Source organism: Acinetobacter sp. 1542444, assembly GCF_000581835.1.
Lineage (GTDB): Bacteria > Pseudomonadota > Gammaproteobacteria > Pseudomonadales > Moraxellaceae > Acinetobacter > Acinetobacter pittii.
This window is the reverse complement of the sequence record NZ_JEYA01000004.1, coordinates 12,283-34,918: the sequence shown is the minus strand read 5'-3', so window position 1 is coordinate 34,918 and position 22,636 is coordinate 12,283. Positions and strand designations below refer to the sequence as shown.

Below are 22,636 nucleotides of genomic sequence, written 5' to 3'. Positions count from 1 at the left end.
TATTAAACTTCAGATTGTCTAATTAAAATATAGAAAAAAGCCAAGGAAATATGATTGTCTGACAATTTCGCCTATGGGTAGCTATTTGATCGGTTAAAGTACAAACACCAACGTAAAGTGTGTCGGAGGTCTCAAAATGGAGATGCCAACATGGTCGTTCTTGGTCATTGCTATAATTCTGGCAGTGGTGATAGGAAGAGCAGGAACTTTACTCAGGGAACATCTTAACAAAGTTAGTTTTAACAAGGTTAAGAGACAGAGGATGCAAGGTCGTCGATCAGTCAATTATTAAAATTGGTTAATCGATTAATTTCATCAAGTGTCCAGTTTATAACTGGGTGCGATTGTAGTAAGGAGGTCTCTCATGGAGATTTCAATGTGGATGTTTCTGTTAATTGCAGTCGTTATGGCTGTAGTAGTAGGAAGAGCAGGAACTTTACTTAAGGATTATATAGAACAAAAATAATATAAGCCGTTAAAAGCTTATCCCAGTTAATAAGTAGCATGTGCTGAACCGTCGCAATGCTACTTTTTTTTGCCTAAAATTTGTGTTTCCTCGAAAAACTGTCAATTTTATCTGCTGTGAAGTGTGTCAAAGTATAAGCGCTACAATTAGAGTAATTACTCTTTTATTCAAGATATGCATCTGCTAATGTACATCTGAAAAGGAAAAAACAAATTACATAGAGGACAGGAAGATGTCTAAAGTCCAAAAAATAAGCCAAGGTTTGGCGGTGAGTTTTCTTGCAGCTTCAGTTTTATCAGGTTGTTCATACGTCGTGAAAACCGGAGCAAATGTTGCTCTAGGTTTTACGGAAAAGCACGTCGTTCCACCTATTTTGGCAATGCAAGATGCTGAAATGGTATGTAATACCGGTAGTGCGTTAACACCTGCAATCATGTCTACCAAAGGGATGGGTGCAGATCCGACACGTGTTGCAGTATTAATGTATGCAGCATCAGGTGTATGTGCGGAAAATCAAGCTTTAGAACAAGAACTGCGTTATTTACGTGCTTCAAAAGCAGGGCAGGTAACAGAAGCCCAAGATGCACGTATTGCACAGAAGCGTTGGGCAGCAATTGCAGCTGAACGTCAGTATACAGGCTATAAGTTATTTGCTGATCGTTGGGAATCTAAATATAAATACCACTTAGGTGACTCTTGCCCAACGATGCGTAATGATACTGATCAAACCGTTTATTTACTTGGCATGATCAGTGGTCTTCAGGCTGTGACCAACGATATTAACTCAGGCGGCGCAGTCAATGTTCCTAAAGATATTGCTGCTATTGTAGAGCGTGGCATGGTTTGTCTAGATAATGAAAAATTCTGGGGCGCACCTAATGCAACGCGTGCTGTTATCTGGACTTTATTGCCAGGTGCTGATGAAGGGAAACCTGATCCATACCAAACTTTAAAACAGTCAATTCAGATTGGTGAGAAAAAAGGTGTTCGCCTATCTCATGCCTTATATGCGGTAGCTGCCCAAGCAAGCGGTGATGATGCAAAAATCCGTGATGCATTAAGATCTTATGCGGCGTCTCAAGCTGATGACAAACCTGTCAATCCTAACTTTAAGTTAATCGATAGTATGGCTGGCCTTATTGTACGTGGTATTTCTGACCGTTACTGGACTGAACATACTGGTGTACGTACCGGAGATGATGGCATGTCTCATTTCTGGGATGATAAGAATGAAGGTGCAGCAGAGCTAGATGAGTTGTTTGATGGGGGAGCCGCTTCTGAAGTTCCTGCTGATTCATCTGCTCCACCAGCAGCGCAGTAAAGAATATTTGAAAGGCTAACTTCTTGCGAGTCTATTGTTAAGTTCTACAATAATCGTAAGAAGTTTAATTTCAAGGAGTATGCCATGAAGGATCATGTACTGAATAGTAAAGTGCTTCTGGTCGCAGTGTGCATTTCCATATCTGCTTGTCTACAGGTGTTTCCTGATACTTTTATTTATTGGCGCGAAAGTTTACTTGGCGAATTCTGGCGTTTATGGACTGCACATTGGGTACACGTTGGATGGGTTCATTTCCTTTTAAATATGATGGCATTCGCCTGTTTACCCTTTATCTTTCCACATACAAAAGCATGGCATCTTCTAAGTCTACTTTTGCTATTGCCACCTTTTATTAGTTTGGTGTTCTACTTTTATTTACCTTATATCGAAGCTTATGCGGGCCTATCTGGTGTCTTACATGGGCTATATACAGCGGTTGCTTTAGTCTATCTGCAATATCGTAAAGAGCGAAATTTTGCTTTGCTGGTTTTAGGGTTAATTATTGCCAAACTTATATGGGAAAACACTTTTGGGCAAACAGGGACCGCTCAATTAATAGGGAGTCCAGTTTTAACTGAAGCTCACCTATATGGAGCAATAGGTGGCGCAATCTTTGGAGGATGCTATTGGCTTTTTCAGAGATTAAAAAAGAAACATTGACAATACAAACTGTTAAAAAAGAGATTTTAGTCATTCTTTATTAACAAAGTTTGATGCAAATTTGATCGTTGAATAAAGGGATTGGTAGAAGGGGTATGGATTTAACCCCTGACCAAGAAAAATTGCATGACTCAATTCTTTAATTTTTAGGGACTTGAGAGAACAAAATTGGAATATTTATGCAAGAACATCAAGAAAAAAGATCTGGATTAGGTCTGCTGGGTTATATCTGGAACGAATGGATCTCAACATTCGTCATCCTCATTCTGCTATTAATGACGCTAATTATTGGTACCGGGGAAATGATCCACGGACAATTATTACGTATCGGGGAACGTCTTTATGGCGACCCTGCTACAGGTATGCAATATTCTTTTTTGCGTGCTGAGCCTGAAAAGCCAACTTGTGATCGACATCCAAATATCGAGGCTCAAGTAAAAGAACAAATGAAAGCGAATGCGTCTGATGATTTCGCGAGTTTCTTTGGTGCAGCATCGGAAAGTGATGTCCGTGCATCACTACTCGCAGCGCAGCAACAATGTGATGAAAAATATCAGGCGTATGATAAAACTATTAAATATATCGAAGCTAACCCAGGGGTACGTACTTACCGTGCTATTGAAACTGGTTTCTTTGGTATTTTTAAATTCGGTACAGAGAACCGAGCCATTTTACTAGTCTTTATGGTTCTGATTTCTGCGATTACTGCATCGTTGAAATATCACCATATTGGCTTTCGTAATCCAGCAACAAAAATAGATTACAAAGTGTATTCCCTGTTTATGTTGATTGGTAATGCACTACTTAGCTGTTCTGTCATTAGTCAGTATCGTTCAGTCATAAATTCTGGGGTAACACCTACCTATGAAACAGTAACGATTTACTGGATCTGGATGATTCTATTTGTTGTTCTGACCTTAATTAGTCTTTATCAATTATTTGTTTCACCTCCACCGAAGCGTGAAGGCGGGAATATAGGCTTAGCATTATTATCAGTGCCTTTATATGCCTACATGGCCCTAATTACAGGCATCGTATTTACGTTCTTTATGGATTACCCAATGGGGCAAGGGATTTACCTTGGTTTATTGGTTGAGTTCTCAGGTATCTTCTTAAACCTTGCCTTGTTTATTTGGGCAGGTATGCTTTTGACTCAAACACGTGTTATGGACTTGTTCCTTAATGTGCTTCGTCCATGGAACTTGGCACCAGAAACCTTAACTTGGTTAATTCTAATTGCTGCTGCTGTACCAACAGCTTATACAGGTGCATCTGGTATTTTCGTTATCGCAGCAGGTGCAATTATTTATAAAGAAGTCTGGAATGCGGGTGCTCGCCGTCAATATGCTTTGGCTGTGTCTGCAATGTCAGGTTCTTTAGGGGTAGTTGTACGTCCATGTCTATTAGTCGTTTTAATTGCAATGCTTGATAGCCGTCATGTTACGTCGGATGAGCTATTTGGGCATGGTATTTATGTATTTTGGTTAACTGCATTTATTTTCTTGGGTGTTTCACTACTCTTGGCTGAAGAAAAATTCCGTGTGAATTCACCAAAAGTTGCGATTCCGGGCATGATGCGTGCCTTTGTACCTGTAATTCCATACATTCTGATCACTGCTGTTGTTCTTGCGATCTATAAATATGCATTAGATACAGGAATGAACGAATTTACTGCACCAGTAATTTTGCCATTAGTCCTGATCGCAATGATCTTGTATGATAAATTAGTTGCGACAAAAGAAGCACCTGCAATCAATATTCATGAAGCGATTGTTCGTGAACACGAACAAAAATCACCATTTCTTCGTGCACATGATCCGCATAGCTCTCAATACCGTCTCGGTTTTGGTGGAGCACTTCGTTTTGCGACCTCAGAAACTGTAGGTCATATCGGTGCTTTAATTATTTTGATGGCATTGTCTGCAAGTGTAGGTGGTTTAATCGAACGCTCTGAAGTGGTCGAATTATTACCGACTCATTTGGGCAGTATTTACATTTCACTCGCATGTATTGCGCTATTACTTGCAATTATTGGTATGTGTACAGATCCATTTGGTGCTGTAATTTTAGTTGCTGCAACTATTGCACCTGTAGCATACGAAAATGGTATTCATCCAATTCATTTCTGGATGATTGTGTTGGTTGCATTCGAATTTGGTTACGTAACACCACCAGTTGCCTTGAACCATCTACTTACGCGGTTGTCCGTGGGAGATGATGAAGTGAACGCTGCTGATGCTGAAGCGAAAGAGAAATATACAAGCTTCTACTTCCGTTATGAGCGCTGGTTGCTACCAATTATTGTCTTGTTCTCATCATTGGTATTAGTGACTTATGTGCCATATGTATTTAAGTTATTCGATTGGTATAAATAACTTAAATCAAAGTATTGGTTATACAAAAAAGCCTTCCTAAATGGAGGGCTTTTTTAATAAGTAGATTGAGTAAATTTAGAACAAGATGATTAGAATTATTTAAATCCGGCCAAAAAAGCTAAAGATGTACAGCTTTAGCTTTTTTTAAGAGTTCATTGAAAAATTATTGCTGTTTAAGCTGAGCTTCAAGCAATTTAACTTGTTCTTCTTTGAGTTTAGTTAGTTGATCCGCATCTGCATGCTGAGCTTTTAAGGTGGCTTCCTGATCTTTTAGCTGGCGATGAATATCTTCAAGTTTAGATACTTCTTCTTTTGCTAAAGACTCTTGTGCTGGGACAGGCTCTTTAAGCACATTTTCACTGACAAGTTGCTGAGAGCTTGCATTTTCAGCTAAGGGTTCAGAACTTGGTAATGGCTCAGCTGGTTTCGGTTTAGCAGGAGCAGGAGTCGAGACAGGTTGTGGATCAACCAGTGGTGCTGACGACTCGGTTTTTTTAAAAAACCATTGCGCTGCAAAAAAAAGCACTACGAGAATGCTTAAGCCCCCAATTAAAATCCATAATAATTTTGAGTTTTGTTTTCTTTGTAGTGGCATGTTTAAGACCTTTAGTCGGGACGACGTGGCTTGAACTGTATTACCCCAATTTCATCCGGTTCAGCAGGTGTTTCAGGCTCATCAACATGAGTCGGACGATTTTCGCTATAACCGCATTCGATACATTCAATCCATTCGTCTTCTGCGGTGGTTAGCATGACAATTCGATCCATGGCTTCACATTTTGGACATTTTGCCCCAGCAATGAAACGTTTTTTCATCTTTATCACCCTAACCACACGATCAATTTAGGCCCATAGTTTAAGCGGTTTTGTTGTCATTCGTCCAACCTTGATGACGTAACAATGCGTCAATTTTAGGCTCGCGTCCACGGAAATTAACAAATGCCTCAAGCGCAGTGTCTTTTCCACCCACAGCTAGAATTGCCTGACGGAATTCTTTACCCGTTTGAGTGTTAAAAATGCCTTCATTTTCAAAACGATCAAATGCATCGCTCGCTAAGACTTCTGCCCATTTGTAAGAGTAATAACCTGCGGCATAACCGCCAGCAAAAATATGACTAAAACTATGTTGGAAGCGGTTGTAGTCGACAGTAGGAACGACCGCATATTGCTTACGAATATCGTTTAAGGTTTGCTGAATTTGCTCACTGTTCAGGGCTGGCGTTTTGGTGTGAATGGTCAAGTCAAATAATGCAAATTCAAGCTGACGTAAAGTTTGCATACCAGATTGGAAGAATCGAGCATTTAATAAAGCATCTAGTAATTCTTGTGGCAAAGTCTGTTTACTATCGATGTGTTCACTTAATACATCTAGACTTTCTTTATCCCATGACCAGAATTCCATAAACTGGCTTGGTAGTTCTACCGCATCCCAAGCAACGCCATGAGTTCCTGCAACCGAGATATTATCTACTTCGGTCAACATATGATGTAAACCATGTCCGAACTCATGGAACAAAGTAATCACTTCGTCATGAGTCAATAAAGCAGGTTGGTCACCTACAGGAGGAGTAAAATTACACACCATATAGCAAATTGGTTTTTGTAAGCCATGAAGTGTTTGCATGCGCGAGCGGAAGCCGTTCATCCATGCGCCACCACGTTTACCTGTACGTGCATAGATGTCAAAAAAGAAGCCACCAATCACTTGACCTTGGTCTTCTAATTCAAAATAACGTGCATCTGGATGCCAGACAGGTGCTTGTCTTTCAATAATGTTAATGCCGTATAGACGCTGCACAATCTGGAATAATCCCTGAATAACTTTAGGTGCAGGGAAATAAGGTTTTAATGCTTCTTGAGATAAGTTGAATTGTTGCTGTTTAAGCTTTTCAGAATAGTAAGTTGTATCCCAAGGTTTAAGCTCATCAACACCATCTTGTTTAGCAATATCTTGAAGTTCGGCAACTTCTTGAAGCGCAGGAGCACGCGCATGCTCTGCTAGGTCAACCAAAAACTCATGTACTGTTTTTACGTCTGGTGCCATTTTGCTTGCCAGAGAATATTCAGCATAGTTATTGAAACCAAGTAGTTTCGCCATTTCCTGACGAAGACTCAAAATTTCTTCCATAATTTTGCTGTTATCAAACTCAGTTTGTTCAGACTGATCAGATGCGCGAGTCACATAAGCTCTATAAAGCTCTTCACGCAATGCACGGTCATCTGCATAAGTCATGATTGCAAAATATGCTGGGAAATCTAGGGTTGCTACAGCTTGGTCAAGTTCACGTTGTTTGCCGTACTGTTTTAATAACTCAATATTACTTTCTGGAAGACCTTTTAGCTGATCTTCGGTAAGTGGTTTAAAGTAAGCTTGTGTTGCATCAAGTACGTGGTTTGAAAAATCAGAAGAAAGCTGTGAAAGACGCGCAGAAATCTCTGCATAACGTTTTTTCTCTTCACCCTCTAAGGCTACACCTGAAAGTTTAAAGTCACGTAAAGCTAGACGGATAGCACTTTGCTGTGCAGGGCTAAGAGAGCTATAACCTTGACCATCATGGATGTGTTGATAGGTTTGATAAAGCGCCGTGTGTTGACCAAGCTGAGTGTAATATTCACTTAATGCTGGTAATAAAGATTGATAGACTTCTCTCGTTTCTGCATTGCTCATTACAGCGTTTAAATGCGATAAAACGCCCCATGATTCACTTAGATTATTTTCAAGCGTATCGACTTGCTCAAGTACGGCAAGTTGCTGAGCTGCATCTGTAGGTGCAGCCGTAAGAGTATTTAAAAATTCCTGACCTGCTTGGATCGCTTGTTGAATGTCTTGTTTTAAATTTTCTAATTCAATTTGGTCAAAACGCGGAGTTGGTAAAGTCGCTTGCTGTAAAGTCATTGCTAATAGCCACATTATTTTTTAAACATGGTATTAGATGTAGGTCCTCTCAAGTCGGAAATCAAGCTTAATGTGTAAAATAACCCCTTTTAAAAAGAAATAAGCCTCCTATTGGAGACTTATTTTTGAAACGTGATAATTATTTACTCACTATTCAGCCTTTGATTTTGCATTCGACTTTTTCTTTTTAGGCTTAGATTTTTTCTTCACCTTTTCTGATTTAGTCTCGGCTTTTGCTGAGGTTTTCTTACCAGATTTTTTGGTGTAAGAACTTGGCTTACTTTTTTCTTTCTTTTTGTGAACAGGTCGCTCACCATCACTACTGACAGTTGGTTTACTGAAAACTTCTTCAGTCGCCTGCGTAGTAGTTTTAGTCGTACGCGGCGCACGGCTACGAACTACTCGGCCTGCATGGGTAACTTGCTTAATGAGCTGAAAGTCAATTTTACGTTCTTCCAGATTGACACCAGCAACCTGAATTTTAACTTCATCGCCTAAACCAAAGACTTGACCACGATTTTGACCTACTAGATTTTGACTCGCTTGGTCATAAATAAAGAAGTCATCGCCGAGTTGGCTAATATGAATCATACCATCGACATATAAATCTTTCAGTGTCACGAATAAACCGAATTCGGTCACCGCACTTACAATACCAATGAATTCATCACCTAGATGCTGCTGCATGTAGTGACATTTCAACCAAGTTGTTACGCTACGAGAAGCTTCATCAGCACGGCGCTCTGTTTGAGAGAAATGTTCACCTGCATCATCTAGTGCAGCACCAGAGAGAGGGTAAGGCTTTTGTTTCAAGTGTGCTTTAATGGCACGGTGTAACAATAGGTCTGGGTAACGACGAATTGGCGAAGTGAAATGCGTATAAGCTTCATAAGCCAAACCATAGTGCCCTGCATTTTTTGCGCCATAATAAGCTTGCATCATTGAGCGTAATAAGACGGCATGAATACTAGGAGCATCAATACGATCTTTAGTTGCTTCAATTACTCTTTGATAGTCTGCTTGAGTTGGTTGGTCAGGGAAGGGTAGACCCAGTAATTTAACAAAGTCTTTTACTTTCTGAATACGTGAGAACTCTGGAGCTTCATGTACGCGATACAACATTGGAACATCATGTTCTAATGCATATTCAGCCGCAGCAACGTTAGCAAGTAACATGCACTCTTCAATGAGCTTATGTGCTTCATTACGTGTACGTGGCAAAATTTCTTTAATCCCGCCTAGCTCATCAAAAGTCATGTAAGTTTCAATGGTTTCAAATTCCATTGCATGACGATCAGCACGTAAATTTTTCAAAATCTGATAAAGCTGGAAAAGCGTATTTAACGATTTATGAACATCACGGTCTTTTGGAATTGCATCTGTTGCGCCGTCAAAATATTGTGCTACCTGTGTATAGGTCAAACGCGCTTTTGAATGCATCACTGATGGATAAAAATCGTAACCAGTTACACGGCCTGTACGAGAGAGTTTCAAGTCACAGACCATACATAAACGGTCTACATGAGGGTTTAGAGAGCATAAGCCATTTGACAATGCCTCTGGTAGCATCGGTAATACGAAATGCGGGAAGTATACCGAAGTACCACGTTCCTCAGCTTCTTCATTGAGGGCTGAGTCTAAGCGTACATAATGGCTAACATCAGCAATTGCGACCACTACACGATAACCGCCACCTGGACGTTTTTCTGCATAAACCGCATCATCAAAATCTCGAGCATCTTCACCATCGATCGTAACTAATGCTAAATCTCGTAAATCAATGCGGCCTTCACGGTCTTGAGCAGATGGTTCTTTAAAGCTTTCAGCTTCTTTTATAACTTCATCTGGGAATTCGTAAGGTAAGCCAAACTCAAGAATAGTCTGCGGAATAATAATTTCTGTATCAGCTTTGTCGGCCATAGATTGAATAATATGCGCCGTCGCAAATTCTTCACGAGTCGGATAACTATCTATTGCGACACGTAGCATATCGCCAACATTTGCTTCAGCATGCGTTACCAGTTCTTTTTCTAAAGGAATAGGCTGGTGCTGATTTGGATTGTTGGGCTGAATAAAATATTCGCCATCATGAACCGACAATTTACCAATTAATTGTTTAACACGATGTTGTAAAACTTCTGTGATAAATCCCCAAGGTTTGCCTTTACGATCAACTGAAGTCTGTCGCACTCTAACTCGGTCACCGTTAAAGACTAAACGTAATTCACGTTCAGGAAGTAAAAGGTCACTTTGACCATCAATATGCGCTGTGCCTAAACCTTTACTATTTATATAAACAGTTGCTTCATAGGTCGGTTGATCTGCCACCAACTGAAATTTAAACCCGTCTTTCATGATTTGACCATCACGAACCATAGCACTTAAGCGATGACTGAGTGCTTCAATACTTTTTTGGTCATGAATATTAAAATGATCGACAAGTTCTGCATGAGATTGCGGTGTCTGCAATTGTTCCAATGTATCTAAAATAAGAGTACGGCTTGGAATAGGATTGTCATAACGTTCAGCTTCAGCTTTCGCTTCGGGGTCAGCCCAGTTTTTTGTCATGTCGTTTGGTTTCACGCTTGGCAGATAAGTTTAGCATAAGTCATGCAGACCCGAACTGCACGTTTAGGTTTGCAATAATGTGTTATGCACTACAGTATTTTGATGAAGAAATAATATCTATCTTAACAAGCGTTTGATCGAAAAAGACGAAAATAATGAGAAAATTGCTTAAAAAATAATTCATTGAACTAAAAAACAAGAAAATTTCACTATGATGACTTGAACAATAGGGTTTTAGTTTGTATTATGGCGGCTCGTTCCGGTGAGGTGGATGAGTGGCTGAAATCACTTCCCTGCTAAGGAAGCATACCTATTACTGGTATCGAGGGTTCGAATCCCTCTCTCACCGCCATTTACTTAATGCGCTCATAGCTCAGCTGGATAGAGCACTTGGCTACGAACTAAGGGGTCGGGAGTTCGAATCTCTCTGAGCGCACCAAGTAAAATAGAACGAATCGCTGAAAGGCACACAAGTTACGCGCTCATAGCTCAGCTGGATAGAGCACTTGGCTACGAACTAAGGGGTCGGGAGTTCGAATCTCTCTGAGCGCACCAAGTAAAATAGAACGAATCGCTGAAAGGCACACAAGTTACGCGCTCATAGCTCAGCTGGATAGAGCACTTGGCTACGAACTAAGGGGTCGGGAGTTCGAATCTCTCTGAGCGCACCAAGTAAAATAGAACGAATCGCTGAAAGGCACACAAGTTACGCGCTCATAGCTCAGCTGGATAGAGCACTTGGCTACGAACTAAGGGGTCGGGAGTTCGAATCTCTCTGAGCGCACCAACTTGAAGAATTAACCGCTTTTATAGCGGTTTTTTTGTGCCTGTTTTTTAGTACTTTAAAAAATCTAAATTTATAACTTTTTAATTATATTAGAGATAATCATAAATGAACTTAGCTTTATTTGACTTTGATGGCACGATCACTCATAACGATACATTCAGTCTATTCCTTAAATTTTCTTTAAATAAAAAAACTCAAATACTAGGTGGTATTCGACTTGCACCTTATATAGCGGGTTATAAGCTTAGATGGGTAACCGATAAAACTATTCGAACTAAACTCTGTCAGGTGGGATACGTGGGCTATGATGCGGCTTCCCTAAAATATATGGGACAAGAGTTTGCTAAAAATATCCTTCCTACCTGTGTGCGTCAAAATGCTTTGGAACGTATTCTCTGGCATAAACAACAAGGTGATCAGATTGTTGTTGTATCTGCATCATTAGGTGTTTATTTAGAAAGCTGGTGCCAATCTTTAGATTTAGACGTTATATGTAATCAACTTGAAATACGTGATGGTATTTTGACAGGTGATTTTATTAATGGTGATTGTGGTTATTTAGAAAAAGTAAATAGAATAAAAAACAAATATGATTTAACTCAGTATTCTACAATTTATGCTTATGGTGATACACCTAATGATTATGCAATGTTAGAGCTAGCGCATAAGAAATATTATAGATGGGAAGAAGTGAATTAATATTTAAAGATATATTAATAAATAAAGCCACTTGTAATAAGTGGCTTTATTTTAATGACTTATATTAAACAGTATTGAAAGAGTTTTCTAAGAAGTTATCGGTAAGTAATGATGTAGGTACGATAGTATGCGTTGTATTAGTTACGCTTGATACTGTCGAAGTTACACCACCAAGTAAGCTACCACCAGTTAATCCACCTAGTAAATTAGAAATAACATCTAATCCGCCTTCACCAGTCACACCGCCCGTTAAGCTACCCACGATATCTGTTACGATGCCGATAGGGTTGTCTGTACCGCCAATAACGCCACCAGTTAAGCCGCCTAGAAGGTCGGTCACTAAGCCAAGAGGACTATCACCATCTACGCTACCAGTTAAACCGCCAAGTAAATCAGTGACTAAGCCTAGTGAGCTATCTCCACCAGTAACCCCACCAATAGTTCCTGTCAATCCACCAATGATTTCTGTTACTAAGCCAGTAGCAGTTGTGCCATTTGTAATCAGCGTATCGAGAATACCGGTAGCAGATTCAGTAGCACCTTGAATGTCTCCACCCACTAGATCAGAAATGACTTCAAGCGTGCCATTTACTGTGTCACGAGAAGTTTCGAAAGTTAATGTGCCGAGGTCTGCAAGTTCAGAAACAGGATGTTCTGCTTGTGGAAGAATGCTGATAATTGTATCTGCAACTGTATCAATGCCAGTGTTGATAATTTCAGTTTTTAAGCTTTCTACGCCCTGAAGGATATCAATACCGCCTTGAACAACATCAATCACTGGAGAGATTGGAGAGGTTCCATCACCGATACCACCAGTTACACCGCCAATAATGTCAGTAATTACTTCAAGTGGGTTACCGTCAACACCACCAGTTACACCGCCAATAATGTCAGTAATTACTTCAAGTGGGTTGCCATCAACACCACCAGTTACGCCACCGATGATGTCAGTAATTACTTCAAGCGGGTTACCATCAACACCACTAGTTACACCGCCGATAATGTCAGTCACGACTTCAAGAGGATTACCACTAACACCGCCAGTTACACCACCAATAATGTCGGTTACCACGCCAAGTGGGCTATCACCACTTGTTGCACCGCCGATAATGTTATTAATAATTCCGGTAGCAGTTGACCCATTTGTAATCAGCGTATCGAGAATACCGGTAGCAGATTCAGTAGCACCTTGGATATCACCACCAACTAAATCAGAAACAACTTCAAGTGCACCGTTTACTGTGTCACGAGAAGTTTCGAAAGTTAAAGTGCCAAGATCTGCTAGGTCTGAAACAGGATATTCAGTTTGTGGAAGAATACCAATAATAGTATCAGCAACAGTGTCGATACCAGTATTGATGATCTCAGTTTTTAGACTCTCTACACCTTGTAGAATATCAATACCGCCTTGAACGACATCAATCACTGGAGCGATTGGAGATGTGCCATCACCGATACCGCCAGTTACGCCGCCGATAATATCAGTAATTACTTCAAGCGGATTACCGTCAACACCACCAGTTACACCACCGATAATGTCAGTAATTACTTCAAGCGGGTTACCGTCAACGCCACCAGTTACGCCACCGATGATGTCAGTAATTACTTCAAGCGGGTTGCCATCAACGCCACCAGTTACACCACCAACGACATCTGTAATGCTTCCGACAACGTCAGTAACAATACCTGTCGCAGTTGTACCATTAGTGATTAATGTTTCAACGACACCAGTAGCAGACTCAGTTGCGCCTTGAATGTCTCCACCCACTAGATCGGAAATGACTTCAAGCGTGCCATTTACTGTGTCACGAGAAGTTTCGAAAGTTAGAGTGCCAAGATCAGCAATTTCAGAAACAGGGTGTTCAGTTTGAGGAAGAACACCAATGATAGTATCAGCAACAGTGTCGATACCTGTGTTGATGATTTCAGTTTTTAGGCTTTCAACACCCTGAAGAATGTCGATACCACCTTGAACAACGTCAATAACTGGAGCAATTGGAGAAGTTCCAAGATCAATACCGCCAGTTACTCCGCCAATAATATTAGTTACTGTGTCTACAGGACTTGTAGAACCGATACTGCCAGTAACAGTACCAACGGCATCAGAAACAAGGCCTGTTGTGGTTGTTGTAAGGGTATTTGTTACTGTAGATAGAGTATCTGAAAGTAAACCAGAAGTTGATATCTGGCCTTCAATAGAAGAGCTACCAGTTACAGTAGTGTTCACCGATACAATATTACCCAAATCTTGAGTAATTTTTGATATCGAAGATACGAGGTTTGTTAGTAAGAACATGTTGGTCTATTTCCTATATAATTTTGTATTTTTAAGTAAGTATTATTTATTGCGCTTTATAATTAATGAGATGTGTATCTCAATAATTGCGATTTAGTATTGGTTAGATCTCAAAAGCTGTCAATGTGTATTTTTAGTCACATTTTTTGTTATTAAATGATATTTAAAGAAATAATAATTTATTTAATTTAGACATAAAAATAATAATAATTTTTATATTATATAATTTTAACTAATTATTTTTTTAATCATATTTTCACTTATTTGAAGCATTATCTTAGTTAAATTTCAAACAGTCTTATAATGGTTAGGTTCAACCAGAAATATATTATTTATATAATGTTGACTAAAACAGTAGCCTTTATCTTTTAGATAAATGGCAAAAAGCTTCAAAAAACTCTATAAAACTTATTTGAAAAAAAATATTTCAGATACATCTTTGGTGAGCAAAGTTTCAATAACTTTAGCTACAAAGCTATGTAAACTAGAGTGATGGCTAAGAACTAGACGTTTGATGACAGAAAGATGAAAAAAGGCTTCCTAAGCCTTAAAAAATGCGTATAATGCGCAACATCAAGTACGCGCTCATAGCTCAGCTGGATAGAGCACTTGGCTACGAACTAAGGGGTCGGGAGTTCGAATCTCTCTGAGCGCACCACTTGAAGAATTAACCGCTATATATAGCGGTTTTTTTGTACCCGTTTTTTATTAGTTCGATTTAAAAATTAGTGCTCATGGCAACCAGCTCTTAAATGATTTGAAGTTGAAAAAAATTAGCCAAATGTTTTAAAACGGCTTTCGTCTTCAATAAAAGCTTTTTCACCTGCTTCGCCTTCAATTGAACCAAATACTAATTGGGCTCTTAGTTTCCATTGAGCAGGAATTTCAAAAGCAGCATTAATTTTCTCATCGATAATTGGATTGTAATGTTGTAAAGAAGCTCCAATACCTTGTTCAGCCAATACATTCCACACTGCAAATTGTGCAATTGCTGTTGAGTGTTCAGACCAGACTGGGAAATTATCAGCATACAATTCAAATTGCTCTTGTAGACCTTTAATCACATCTTGGTCTTCAAAAAATAAAACTGTACCAGCACCCGCTGCAAAACTTTGAATTTTTTGTTCAGTTCCCGCTAGTGCTTCGGAAGGAACAATAGTTTTTAATACATCTAAAACAATATTCCAGAAATTTTGATGAGACTGATTAAATAAAATTACAACGCGAGATGACTGAGAGTTAAATGCTGAAGGGCTATGTTTGACCGCTTCTTGAATTAACCCTCCAATCTCCGAAGGAGTATGTTGTAAGTTTTTCCCGATCGAATAAATAGAACGACGTTTTTTAATTAATTCTAAAAAGCTTGGCTGATTGAAAAGAGAGGACTCTTGAGTGGTTTGCGTAACCACATCTTTTGAGACAGTTGCTTTTTGATTTAAGCCAAATAATTTTGCTAAAAAAGACATGAGACATTCCACTAAGAAGGTGATTCTTTTATTGTAGAAATTTTAAAAACTGAAATAAGCTCAAAAAATATGAATCTATGTTCTATATATGCAACGTAGTTGATCTTCGAATCTCATAATAAGCTCTACTTTTAAACAAAATAAAAAATAGCCTTTGATTCATTTTAAAGCTGAAATGAATATGCTCTAATAGTTTCGATTTATTGAGTATTGATGCAGTGCAATGACTGAGCAAAAAACAGCTTTATCTTTACGTTACTATTTGAATTTAGAAGAGTCACAAGATGGATTTTCATTAGTGACATTTGGGAAAAAGCAATTTACCCGTTTTCTTACACCTGCAATTAGTATCGCAATTATTATTTGGGGATTTTATTTAGGTCTCTCTGGGGTTGGACGATATTATGTTGGGTTAGGCGTGTTTTTTCTGGTGATGCAAGGTCTGATGCGTTACTGGCTTTTACCCATGTTATTTAAGCGTCAATTTGTTCGTTACCAGTTTGGAAAGAGTGAGCAGGGAATCGACTTATATCAAGATTACTTTGAGCTTTATGCCAATGGTCGTAAGCAGGTGATGCAATATACGGATGTGCAAACTTTTGCTAAAGGCAAACTGACTTACATGCTTGAGCTAAAGAATAAAACTGTAATTATTGTACCAAAGCGTGCATTTGCACAGGTTTCAGATCAAACCATATTTGAAAATACATTTAAGAAATAAATTATTGGAATTATTAGCCGCAACAACAAAGGAAGCCTCATGAATACACGTCCTTCAAAAATCGTTTGCGTGGGCAGAAGTTACGCCGATCATGTCAAAGAATTAAATAATGCTATGCCTGACAGCCCTATATTATTTATTAAACCACCGAGTAGCTTGATTGGTTTAAATGACGGTATTTCTTGGAATCCAGCGTGGGGCAGTTGCCATTTTGAGTGTGAGTTAGTGTTACGTATTGATCAACCTTTGAAAGGTGAAACTGACCCTGAAAAAGCTTTAAAAGCGATTGGAGCAGTAACTTTAGGTCTTGATTTAACAATGCGTGACTTACAGAATGATCTGAAAAGTAAAGGCCACCCATGGGAGCGAGCTAAAGCTTTTGATGGTGCTTGTGTTTTGGCAGATTGGGTTGATACAAAAGAAATTACAAATTGGCAAGAGACCAAATTCACTTTCCATATTAATGATGAATTGCGTCAAGATGGTAATACTGCACTGTTAATGTTTACTATTGGAGAACTTTTAACTGATATTAATCAGGTTTTTTCACTAGAACCAGGTGATGTGATTATGACAGGTTCACCTGCTGGGGTTGGACCATTACATGCAGGCGATCAGTTGAAAATGACATTAAAAGGTGCAACGCAAGATTTTGCATGGGAAACTTTTGTAAAAGCATAACCCATTCCTAAAATTGCCAATTTTTAACCCTATTATTTTTTTAATAATAGGGTTTTTTATTGGGTAGGAAAGAGTGCCTATACTGTTAAATAGTTTTACTTTCTTATTTCTCTTCAAAAATTGTTGAGAGCGGAATAGAAAGTTTTGCTGCTAAATAATCATTAGATTCGACCAAGGCTGGTCCTATTTTTTCCATCCATTCATCGTCATCGTGTACATTTAGAATATCTTCACGTAATGGTAAAGGGTATGGGAGAGCAGTGAAAAAACTCCAGAAGTCAACTTGGGATAAATTGCGCGCGAGAACATATTCATCTTTATCGGTACGTTTAACCAAATTTTGCTCTTCAAGCAAAAGTACATAAGCTGGCCAGCGGCCAATCTCTCCACGACCTAAAATTTCTAAAGCTTCTTTGTCACTTACACTTTCACCGAGTTTCTGTTTTTTATAAAACAGCTCGAGAATATCTAATAGCATTAAAACAGGATGACGTTTCTGCTCTTTACCCGAGTGAAAAGCAGTTAGAGCAAAACTTACTTCTACACCAAGTAAAATAATGTTCCATGACAGGAAGATCCATAGAAGGAAAATTGGCACTGCTGCAAATGCACCATAAATAATTTCATAACTAGTGAAATTTGACATCACAAAGCTAAAGAAATTTTTGAGTATTTCAAACAGTACAGCACTTAAACAAGCCGCTATTCCTGCTGCATAAACTGGGACTGTGCGATTGGGAATGGTCCAATATAAAATGAAGAAACCCAAAATAGTAAGTACAAAAGAAATTAGCCAGAGTAGAAATGCCCCATCAAGTTGATAACCTGTGAAGTTATTGCTTAATAAGTTCATCGATGCAACTGTTGATGAAATAACAAATGCGCTTCCTAAAATAATGGGACCTAAAGAGATGATCGTCCAATAGCGCATAAAGCCCATAATGCCACTACGAGTTTCTTTTACACGCCAAATACGGTTAAAGACGGTTTCAATTGAGGTCAGCATTAAGACAGTAGTAACGAATAAAAAAAGCACACCAATAACGGTTAAGTTGCTAGATTTTTCTGTAAAAGCATTTAGCGCTTTATCAAATGCGATCGTGCTCTTTGGTAAAAAGTTACTATAGATTAAATGTTGCAGCTGTTGTCTTGCGGGTTCTAACGCTTTGATTGAAGAAATAATTACTAAAAAAACTGTTAACATCGGCACAACTGCGAATAGCGTTGTATAGGTGAGAGAGCCAGCTTGTTCACGGCACCGATCAGCTTCAAAACGCTTAAATACATATAAAACGAACTGAAACCAGGTTTTATTATAAAAAGGAAGCTTACTTAAAAAACGTTGTAACATGCGTCGTCTATCCCGATTTTTTTAATCATCATGTTGGGCGATTGATAGCTTATCAAAGTATGAGCTTAAGAACTCAAATCGTAGATTAAAGCAAAATAATAACTTATAGAATTAAAGTCGTTCTGTAAGTTTACTATGTGCTATAGAAAGAATTGTAGCCATAAACTTTTTTCAACAAAGTAGGCTTTCTGTTGTCTAAGCAAGGGTTTACCAAAAGTAGATAAACTTTTTACTCGATGAGTCCGATAAATTTGCTCGTGTTATCTTTTGTACTGCACCATCAATCACCTCTAGAATTTCATAAAATTGGTTGCGCCAAAAAAATAAAAAATCCCGTATAGTGTTCTTTTTAACAAAATTTATGAAACCGATGCAACCTTACATTCTTGTACTCTATTACAGCAAATATGGTTCTACTAAAGAAATGGCTCATTTAATTGCCAACGGTGTTGAGTCTGCGGGTATGTCAGTGAAAATTCGGACAGTGCCAAATATTGCTCCAGCTGTCACAATAGCCGAGCCAAGCATTCCGGAAGAAGGTGATATCTATTGTACTTTAGATGATCTAGCGAATTGTGCAGGTTTAGCGTTAGGTTCCCCAACTCGCTTTGGTAACATGGCAAGTGAAATGAAATATTTTTGGGATCAAACAACGAGTCTTTGGCTCAATGGAGCATTACATAATAAACCTGCTTGCGTTTTTACTTCTTCTGGTTCAATGCATGGTGGGCAGGAAAGTACTTTGCTGACTATGCTGCCGCCGTTATTTCATCATGGCATGATGATTTTGGGATTACCTAATGGAATTCCAGCGTTATCTAATACTAAAACAGGTGGAACACCTTATGGCGCAAGCCATGTAAGCGGACCGCGTCATGACCAGAACTTAAGTCAGGACGAAAAGATTTTGTGTGAAGCTCAAGGAAAACGTTTAGGAGAGATTGCTAAAAAGCTTTTAGATTAATTTTGAACAAATAAAAAAGAGCGGATATCCGCTCTTTTTTAGATATACATTTTATTCTTTTACAAAAGTAACTTTGCCATCTGTAAGAGAGTGAACACGTGCTAATGATTCAACGCGGTAGCCTTTTTCAAGCAATAAATCACGACCTGGCTGGAATGATTTTTCAATCACAATACCCACACCTACAACTTCTGCATTTGCTTGGTGAATTAAATCAATCAGGCCTAATGCTGCTTGACCATTTGCCAAGAAGTCATCAATAACTAATGCTTTATCAGTTGAATGAAGATGTTTATTTGAAATCGCAATCGTGCTTTCAGTTTGTTTAGTAAAACTAAATACTTTAGAGCGATATAAGTCATCTTTTAAAGTCAATGACTGATATTTGCGAGCAAAAATTACAGGTACACCAAGTTCTAACCCTGCCATGATTGCAGGTGCAATACCTGATGCTTCAATGGTAATAATCTTGGTAATCCCTGCATCTTTAAAGCGAGCGGCAAATTCTTTACCAATCTGCTGCATTAATACAGGATCAATTTGGTGGTTTAAGAAAGCGTCGACTTTCAAGACTTGATCAGATAGAACGATACCTTCTGTTAAGATTTTCTGTTCTAGTGCGTGCACGGGAGAATCCTCTAGACGGATGCTTTTTAAAGCAAATGCGTATTTTAAAAAGCATCCAAAAAAATGCAAGCTTTAATTCGTCTTACCTGTATAACTTGTTAATAACAATCCATAAGAAGTTTTACCATCAATATGACTTACTTTAACTGGTAAATAATCTAATTTCGGCGCTAACCAAAAGATTGTACTGCGTTCAGGTTTGTTGTGTTGTAAAACCACTTTAATGGTATCGAATGTTCCATAAGAGGTTTTAATTTTCTCATTACCTTGTTTTACAAATCGACGGTTCTCCACTTCTTTTGCATCTGCAAGTGGATAAGACGACTTCAGTGAACCATTTTTTAAGTCTTCACGCAGTTGTAACTCTGCGTTTAACTCATCAAGAACGCCTGCCTGCCAAGCAAATGAACGAGCTTTATCATCTTTCTTGGTAGAGATAGTTTTGCTATTTGGATTAAAGTTAATACTCATGGTGTTGTTATGAATCAAAATTTTGCTGGTACGGCTAAAACTTTGAGACCCAATTTTACCATTGGTGAAACTAAATTTACTTGTTTCACTTGCGGACGCAATTCCACCTGCTTTTGCAGTGAATTTATAAGTCCAGTTATTACCTTGCTGGCTTAAGGCACGTGTAGCCGACCCCATACCTTTATTATTATAAGTAAACTGATAATTTGCCTGAAATGGGCTCATGGCAAGTGCATGGCTTGAGAAGCCTGCAAAAAGCAAAGTTGTTGAAATACCTGTTGCGATGCCAAATGATTTCAGAAATTTTGTTGCCATAAGTAAATATCCTTGTACAGACTAAAAAGTCAGTGCTGATGCATCTGTAACTTAAACATATTATGCCTGTTGATCATGGAGAAAAAATCAGGATTTATGCTAAATGTGTAATCTATTTGTGTTTTTTGGCATTTAATTCATCTTCATTTATAAACCGTTTATTCATCTTTTTGCTGAATTGGCGTTATTTCAGAATCCGCGAATTCTTCTTCAAAATCGTCGTCCTGATCACGAGAAAGTAAGGCTGCTAAATTCACATTTCCAAATACAACTAACTCAGCTTCACGAACTCGTGCGTAATTTATATGTACTTTGCCTAATGTCTCGATGATGCTGGCTTTTTTGCCAAACCAACGGTTGAGATCAAGAAAAATGAGTTCATCGCGTTCTTCTGCTACATTAAAACGTTCAAGAATCATCCCCAAAGGGTCTTTTTTCAAAATTTTATGGTAATAAAAAACTGCGGCTTTTACGGCGATCTTTTGCCAAAAGTTTTTATATTTCGCTTCAATAATTTGTGTATTGCTAATTTGTTCAAAAACTAAAAGTTGTTGTTCTTTATTAAATTCCATCTGGATCAGTTTTAAATCAACCGATAGTGTGGTTTCTAGACCTTTTACATGCATAGTTGCATATAATCTTAACCAGTCATGATAAAGATCTGCATGTAGGTCATCTAAAAACTCAACATTATTGGTCACGTAACGTTGCAAAGTAGCATTCAGAAAGGTTTGCGATAATGTAAAATCTCTTTCTTCCTCAATGAATGCTTCTGCTTTTTTATAGACTTTTTGAAGGCGTCTGACTAATGAGGAAAATAGCGTTTGCATAAAAGAACTTCCAGAAGATAATTTACTAAAGAGCCCACACAATCTTTATTATGATAAAAAACGGGTTTTGATATTGCAGTGTAGCAAATTTACTTGATACATTTTGACAAAATGAAAATGGATAAAACCCTATATTTGAAGTGAATCACACTTTTATCCATATTTGAATATCAGTTTGTATTTTATTCGGTATTAAACCGTGGGGAAAAGGCATTTATATGCTTTTAAGATTATGTTGAACAAAAGAAGTTTATCCATAGAGCCTTTTCATCATTGGTGGCAAGACCGAGTCTTTATTGCTGCAACAATATTGGCAATCTTACTGCATATTTTTGTGTTGCTCATTCACTTTGCTATGCCTAGCTCGTCAGAGCAATCTACTAAAGAAATTGCAATTTCAATTCGGCCAAGCAATGAGCCAGTTGTTCAGGCAGATTTTTTAGCGCAAGCAGATCAGCAAGGCTCGGGCGCATTTCGTGAAGCTCATCGGACTTCTAGTGATACTCCAAATCCGATGCTCAATGATGCTTCAACTGGAGATACTGAGTTAGAAAGTTTGCAAAAGATTCAGCAGCAAAGAGAACTTAAATTTGAAGAAAAAGTTTTAATGACGGTTTTGAGTTGGCAGAAACAAGCGGATGCAAGCCAAAGAAAAAAAGAACTAGAACAATTACAAAGTCAATTTCAAGCAAAAGCTGCGATGGTTGCAAGCCTTGAAGCACAATATTTGCAACGCCAACAAGATTTCAGCCGTCAGCAAAAGATAAAAACAGTAGATGGTATTCAAGCAAAGAAAGATGCTTCGGCTGCTTATTTGGATAAGTTCCGTGAAAAAGTAGAGCTTTATGGCAACCGCTATTACCCTGAAGAAGCCAAACAGCAACAGCTAAGAGGTGAAGTGCGTTTAATGGTAATTTTGAATGCTCAAGGGGGAATTCGTGCAATTCGCTTGCTTGAAAGCTCAGGTCATCCAGTTCTAGATGAAGCAGCGAAGTCTTCAGTACGCCGCGGCGCACCATTTGGGCATTTTGATGCCAATATGAAAGATATTTCGGAGTTGCGTATTGTACGTACTTGGCGTTTTGACCCAGCTGAAGCTGAATTTGAGGTTCACTAATTAAAAAAATGTGGATAACTTTTAG

At 38.5% G+C, this 22,636-nt stretch carries 18 protein-coding genes, 6 tRNA genes and 1 pseudogene; 15 read left to right on the top strand and 10 right to left on the bottom strand.

All coding sequences use genetic code 11. From position 1 onward, the window contains the following. Positions 1-698 precede the first annotated feature (698 nt). The 3 genes from J580_RS15235 to J580_RS15225 all read left to right on the top strand — a co-directional run bounded on the left by J580_RS15235 (position 699) and on the right by J580_RS15225 (position 4,822). A complete protein-coding gene (locus J580_RS15235; RefSeq protein WP_014207738.1) occupies positions 699-1,787 on the top strand; it encodes a hypothetical protein in 1,089 nt (362 codons plus the stop codon). A gap of 84 nt (positions 1,788-1,871) precedes the next feature. Beyond that, a complete protein-coding gene (rrtA, locus tag J580_RS15230; protein ID WP_005078319.1) occupies positions 1,872-2,447 on the top strand; it encodes a rhombosortase in 576 nt (191 codons plus the stop codon). Between the two features lie 179 nt (positions 2,448-2,626). Beyond that, positions 2,627-4,822, top strand: a complete 2,196-nt coding sequence (locus J580_RS15225) for a TRAP transporter large permease subunit (protein WP_032004799.1) — start codon at positions 2,627-2,629, stop codon at positions 4,820-4,822. Between the two features lie 163 nt (positions 4,823-4,985). Here the strand turns inward: J580_RS15225 and J580_RS15220 are convergent, their stop codons facing one another. The 4 genes from J580_RS15220 to rnr form a co-directional block, all read right to left on the bottom strand. Beyond that, positions 4,986-5,417, bottom strand: coding sequence for a hypothetical protein (locus J580_RS15220; protein ID WP_005067294.1), 432 nt, complete (start codon positions 5,415-5,417; stop codon positions 4,986-4,988). A gap of 11 nt (positions 5,418-5,428) precedes the next feature. After that, positions 5,429-5,638, bottom strand: a complete 210-nt coding sequence (locus J580_RS15215) for a YheV family putative zinc ribbon protein (protein WP_032004797.1) — start codon at positions 5,636-5,638, stop codon at positions 5,429-5,431. A 40-nt stretch (positions 5,639-5,678) separates the two neighbouring features. Then, a complete protein-coding gene (locus J580_RS15210; protein ID WP_032004796.1) occupies positions 5,679-7,733 on the bottom strand; it encodes a M3 family metallopeptidase in 2,055 nt (684 codons plus the stop codon). A 135-nt stretch (positions 7,734-7,868) separates the two neighbouring features. After that, complete coding sequence (gene rnr, locus J580_RS15205; RefSeq protein WP_005078314.1) at positions 7,869-10,286, bottom strand: ribonuclease R; 2,418 nt, start codon at positions 10,284-10,286, stop codon at positions 7,869-7,871. 261 nt (positions 10,287-10,547) lie between these two features. Here rnr and J580_RS15200 point away from each other — a divergent pair. The 6 genes from J580_RS15200 to J580_RS15175 all read left to right on the top strand — a co-directional run bounded on the left by J580_RS15200 (position 10,548) and on the right by J580_RS15175 (position 11,772). Further along, positions 10,548-10,638, top strand: a tRNA-Ser gene (locus J580_RS15200). Between the two features lie 10 nt (positions 10,639-10,648). Further along, a tRNA-Arg gene (locus tag J580_RS15195) sits at positions 10,649-10,725 on the top strand. Between the two features lie 39 nt (positions 10,726-10,764). Then, positions 10,765-10,841 (top strand) — tRNA-Arg (locus J580_RS15190). 39 nt (positions 10,842-10,880) lie between these two features. Continuing rightward, a tRNA-Arg gene (locus J580_RS15185) sits at positions 10,881-10,957 on the top strand. Between the two features lie 39 nt (positions 10,958-10,996). Then, positions 10,997-11,073 (top strand) — tRNA-Arg (locus J580_RS15180). A gap of 105 nt (positions 11,074-11,178) precedes the next feature. After that, positions 11,179-11,772, top strand: coding sequence for an HAD-IB family hydrolase (locus J580_RS15175; RefSeq protein WP_032004795.1), 594 nt, complete (start codon positions 11,179-11,181; stop codon positions 11,770-11,772). 64 nt (positions 11,773-11,836) lie between these two features. Here the strand turns inward: J580_RS15175 and J580_RS15170 are convergent, their stop codons facing one another. After that, positions 11,837-14,068, bottom strand: coding sequence for a beta strand repeat-containing protein (locus J580_RS15170; protein WP_032004794.1), 2,232 nt, complete (start codon positions 14,066-14,068; stop codon positions 11,837-11,839). Positions 14,069-14,440: 372 nt separating this feature from the next. On the opposite strand from J580_RS15170, the pseudogene J580_RS23555 reads away from it, so the two are divergent. After that, positions 14,441-14,561, top strand: a pseudogene (locus J580_RS23555) (hypothetical protein). Between the two features lie 88 nt (positions 14,562-14,649). After that, a tRNA-Arg gene (locus J580_RS15165) sits at positions 14,650-14,726 on the top strand. Between the two features lie 115 nt (positions 14,727-14,841). Here J580_RS15165 and J580_RS15160 read toward each other — a convergent pair. Then, complete coding sequence (locus J580_RS15160) at positions 14,842-15,534, bottom strand: nitroreductase family protein (RefSeq protein WP_032004793.1); 693 nt, start codon at positions 15,532-15,534, stop codon at positions 14,842-14,844. A 223-nt stretch (positions 15,535-15,757) separates the two neighbouring features. Between J580_RS15160 and J580_RS15155 the strand changes: the two genes are divergently transcribed. Continuing rightward, entirely contained in the window at positions 15,758-16,255 is a 498-nt protein-coding gene (locus tag J580_RS15155; protein WP_005804627.1) for a YcxB family protein, read from the top strand. A gap of 39 nt (positions 16,256-16,294) precedes the next feature. Continuing rightward, complete coding sequence (locus J580_RS15150) at positions 16,295-16,936, top strand: fumarylacetoacetate hydrolase family protein (protein WP_005078301.1); 642 nt, start codon at positions 16,295-16,297, stop codon at positions 16,934-16,936. Between the two features lie 103 nt (positions 16,937-17,039). On the opposite strand, the gene J580_RS15145 is transcribed toward J580_RS15150, so the two are convergent. Then, the gene (locus tag J580_RS15145; RefSeq protein ID WP_032004792.1) at positions 17,040-18,287 is read right to left on the bottom strand and encodes a YihY family inner membrane protein; all 1,248 of its coding nucleotides are present in this window, start codon (positions 18,285-18,287) and stop codon (positions 17,040-17,042) included. A gap of 361 nt (positions 18,288-18,648) precedes the next feature. Between J580_RS15145 and wrbA the strand changes: the two genes are divergently transcribed. Then, the gene (gene wrbA / locus J580_RS15140; protein WP_212750315.1) at positions 18,649-19,251 is read left to right on the top strand and encodes an NAD(P)H:quinone oxidoreductase; all 603 of its coding nucleotides are present in this window, start codon (positions 18,649-18,651) and stop codon (positions 19,249-19,251) included. A 51-nt stretch (positions 19,252-19,302) separates the two neighbouring features. On the opposite strand, the gene J580_RS15135 is transcribed toward wrbA, so the two are convergent. The 3 genes from J580_RS15135 to J580_RS15125 form a co-directional block, all read right to left on the bottom strand. Beyond that, positions 19,303-19,878, bottom strand: a complete 576-nt coding sequence (locus J580_RS15135) for a xanthine phosphoribosyltransferase (protein WP_002119547.1) — start codon at positions 19,876-19,878, stop codon at positions 19,303-19,305. Positions 19,879-19,950: 72 nt separating this feature from the next. Next, positions 19,951-20,664, bottom strand: coding sequence for a DUF3108 domain-containing protein (locus J580_RS15130; RefSeq protein ID WP_002119525.1), 714 nt, complete (start codon positions 20,662-20,664; stop codon positions 19,951-19,953). Positions 20,665-20,822: 158 nt separating this feature from the next. Next, positions 20,823-21,494, bottom strand: coding sequence for a hypothetical protein (locus J580_RS15125; RefSeq protein WP_002119526.1), 672 nt, complete (start codon positions 21,492-21,494; stop codon positions 20,823-20,825). Positions 21,495-21,726: 232 nt separating this feature from the next. Between J580_RS15125 and J580_RS15120 the strand changes: the two genes are divergently transcribed. Continuing rightward, positions 21,727-22,611, top strand: a complete 885-nt coding sequence (locus tag J580_RS15120; protein WP_032004788.1) for an energy transducer TonB — start codon at positions 21,727-21,729, stop codon at positions 22,609-22,611. Positions 22,612-22,636: the final 25 nt, after the last annotated feature.

What these genes read in the sequence shown, in the direction of transcription:
- J580_RS15235 (WP_014207738.1), top strand. Translation starts at nt 699, where the DNA reads ATGTCTAAAGTCCAAAAAATAAGCCAAGGTTTGGCGGTGAGTTTTCTT.
- rrtA (WP_005078319.1), top strand. Translation starts at nt 1,872, where the DNA reads ATGAAGGATCATGTACTGAATAGTAAAGTGCTTCTGGTCGCAGTGTGC.
- J580_RS15225 (WP_032004799.1), top strand. Translation starts at nt 2,627, where the DNA reads ATGCAAGAACATCAAGAAAAAAGATCTGGATTAGGTCTGCTGGGTTAT.
- J580_RS15220 (WP_005067294.1), bottom strand. Translation starts at nt 5,417, where the DNA reads ATGCCACTACAAAGAAAACAAAACTCAAAATTATTATGGATTTTAATT.
- J580_RS15215 (WP_032004797.1), bottom strand. Translation starts at nt 5,638, where the DNA reads ATGAAAAAACGTTTCATTGCTGGGGCAAAATGTCCAAAATGTGAAGCC.
- J580_RS15210 (WP_032004796.1), bottom strand. Translation starts at nt 7,733, where the DNA reads ATGTGGCTATTAGCAATGACTTTACAGCAAGCGACTTTACCAACTCCG.
- rnr (WP_005078314.1), bottom strand. Translation starts at nt 10,286, where the DNA reads ATGACAAAAAACTGGGCTGACCCCGAAGCGAAAGCTGAAGCTGAACGT.
- J580_RS15175 (WP_032004795.1), top strand. Translation starts at nt 11,179, where the DNA reads ATGAACTTAGCTTTATTTGACTTTGATGGCACGATCACTCATAACGAT.
- J580_RS15170 (WP_032004794.1), bottom strand. Translation starts at nt 14,068, where the DNA reads ATGTTCTTACTAACAAACCTCGTATCTTCGATATCAAAAATTACTCAA.
- J580_RS15160 (WP_032004793.1), bottom strand. Translation starts at nt 15,534, where the DNA reads ATGTCTTTTTTAGCAAAATTATTTGGCTTAAATCAAAAAGCAACTGTC.
- J580_RS15155 (WP_005804627.1), top strand. Translation starts at nt 15,758, where the DNA reads ATGACTGAGCAAAAAACAGCTTTATCTTTACGTTACTATTTGAATTTA.
- J580_RS15150 (WP_005078301.1), top strand. Translation starts at nt 16,295, where the DNA reads ATGAATACACGTCCTTCAAAAATCGTTTGCGTGGGCAGAAGTTACGCC.
- J580_RS15145 (WP_032004792.1), bottom strand. Translation starts at nt 18,287, where the DNA reads ATGTTACAACGTTTTTTAAGTAAGCTTCCTTTTTATAATAAAACCTGG.
- wrbA (WP_212750315.1), top strand. Translation starts at nt 18,649, where the DNA reads ATGAAACCGATGCAACCTTACATTCTTGTACTCTATTACAGCAAATAT.
- J580_RS15130 (WP_002119525.1), bottom strand. Translation starts at nt 20,664, where the DNA reads ATGGCAACAAAATTTCTGAAATCATTTGGCATCGCAACAGGTATTTCA.
- J580_RS15125 (WP_002119526.1), bottom strand. Translation starts at nt 21,494, where the DNA reads ATGCAAACGCTATTTTCCTCATTAGTCAGACGCCTTCAAAAAGTCTAT.
- J580_RS15120 (WP_032004788.1), top strand. Translation starts at nt 21,727, where the DNA reads ATGTTGAACAAAAGAAGTTTATCCATAGAGCCTTTTCATCATTGGTGG.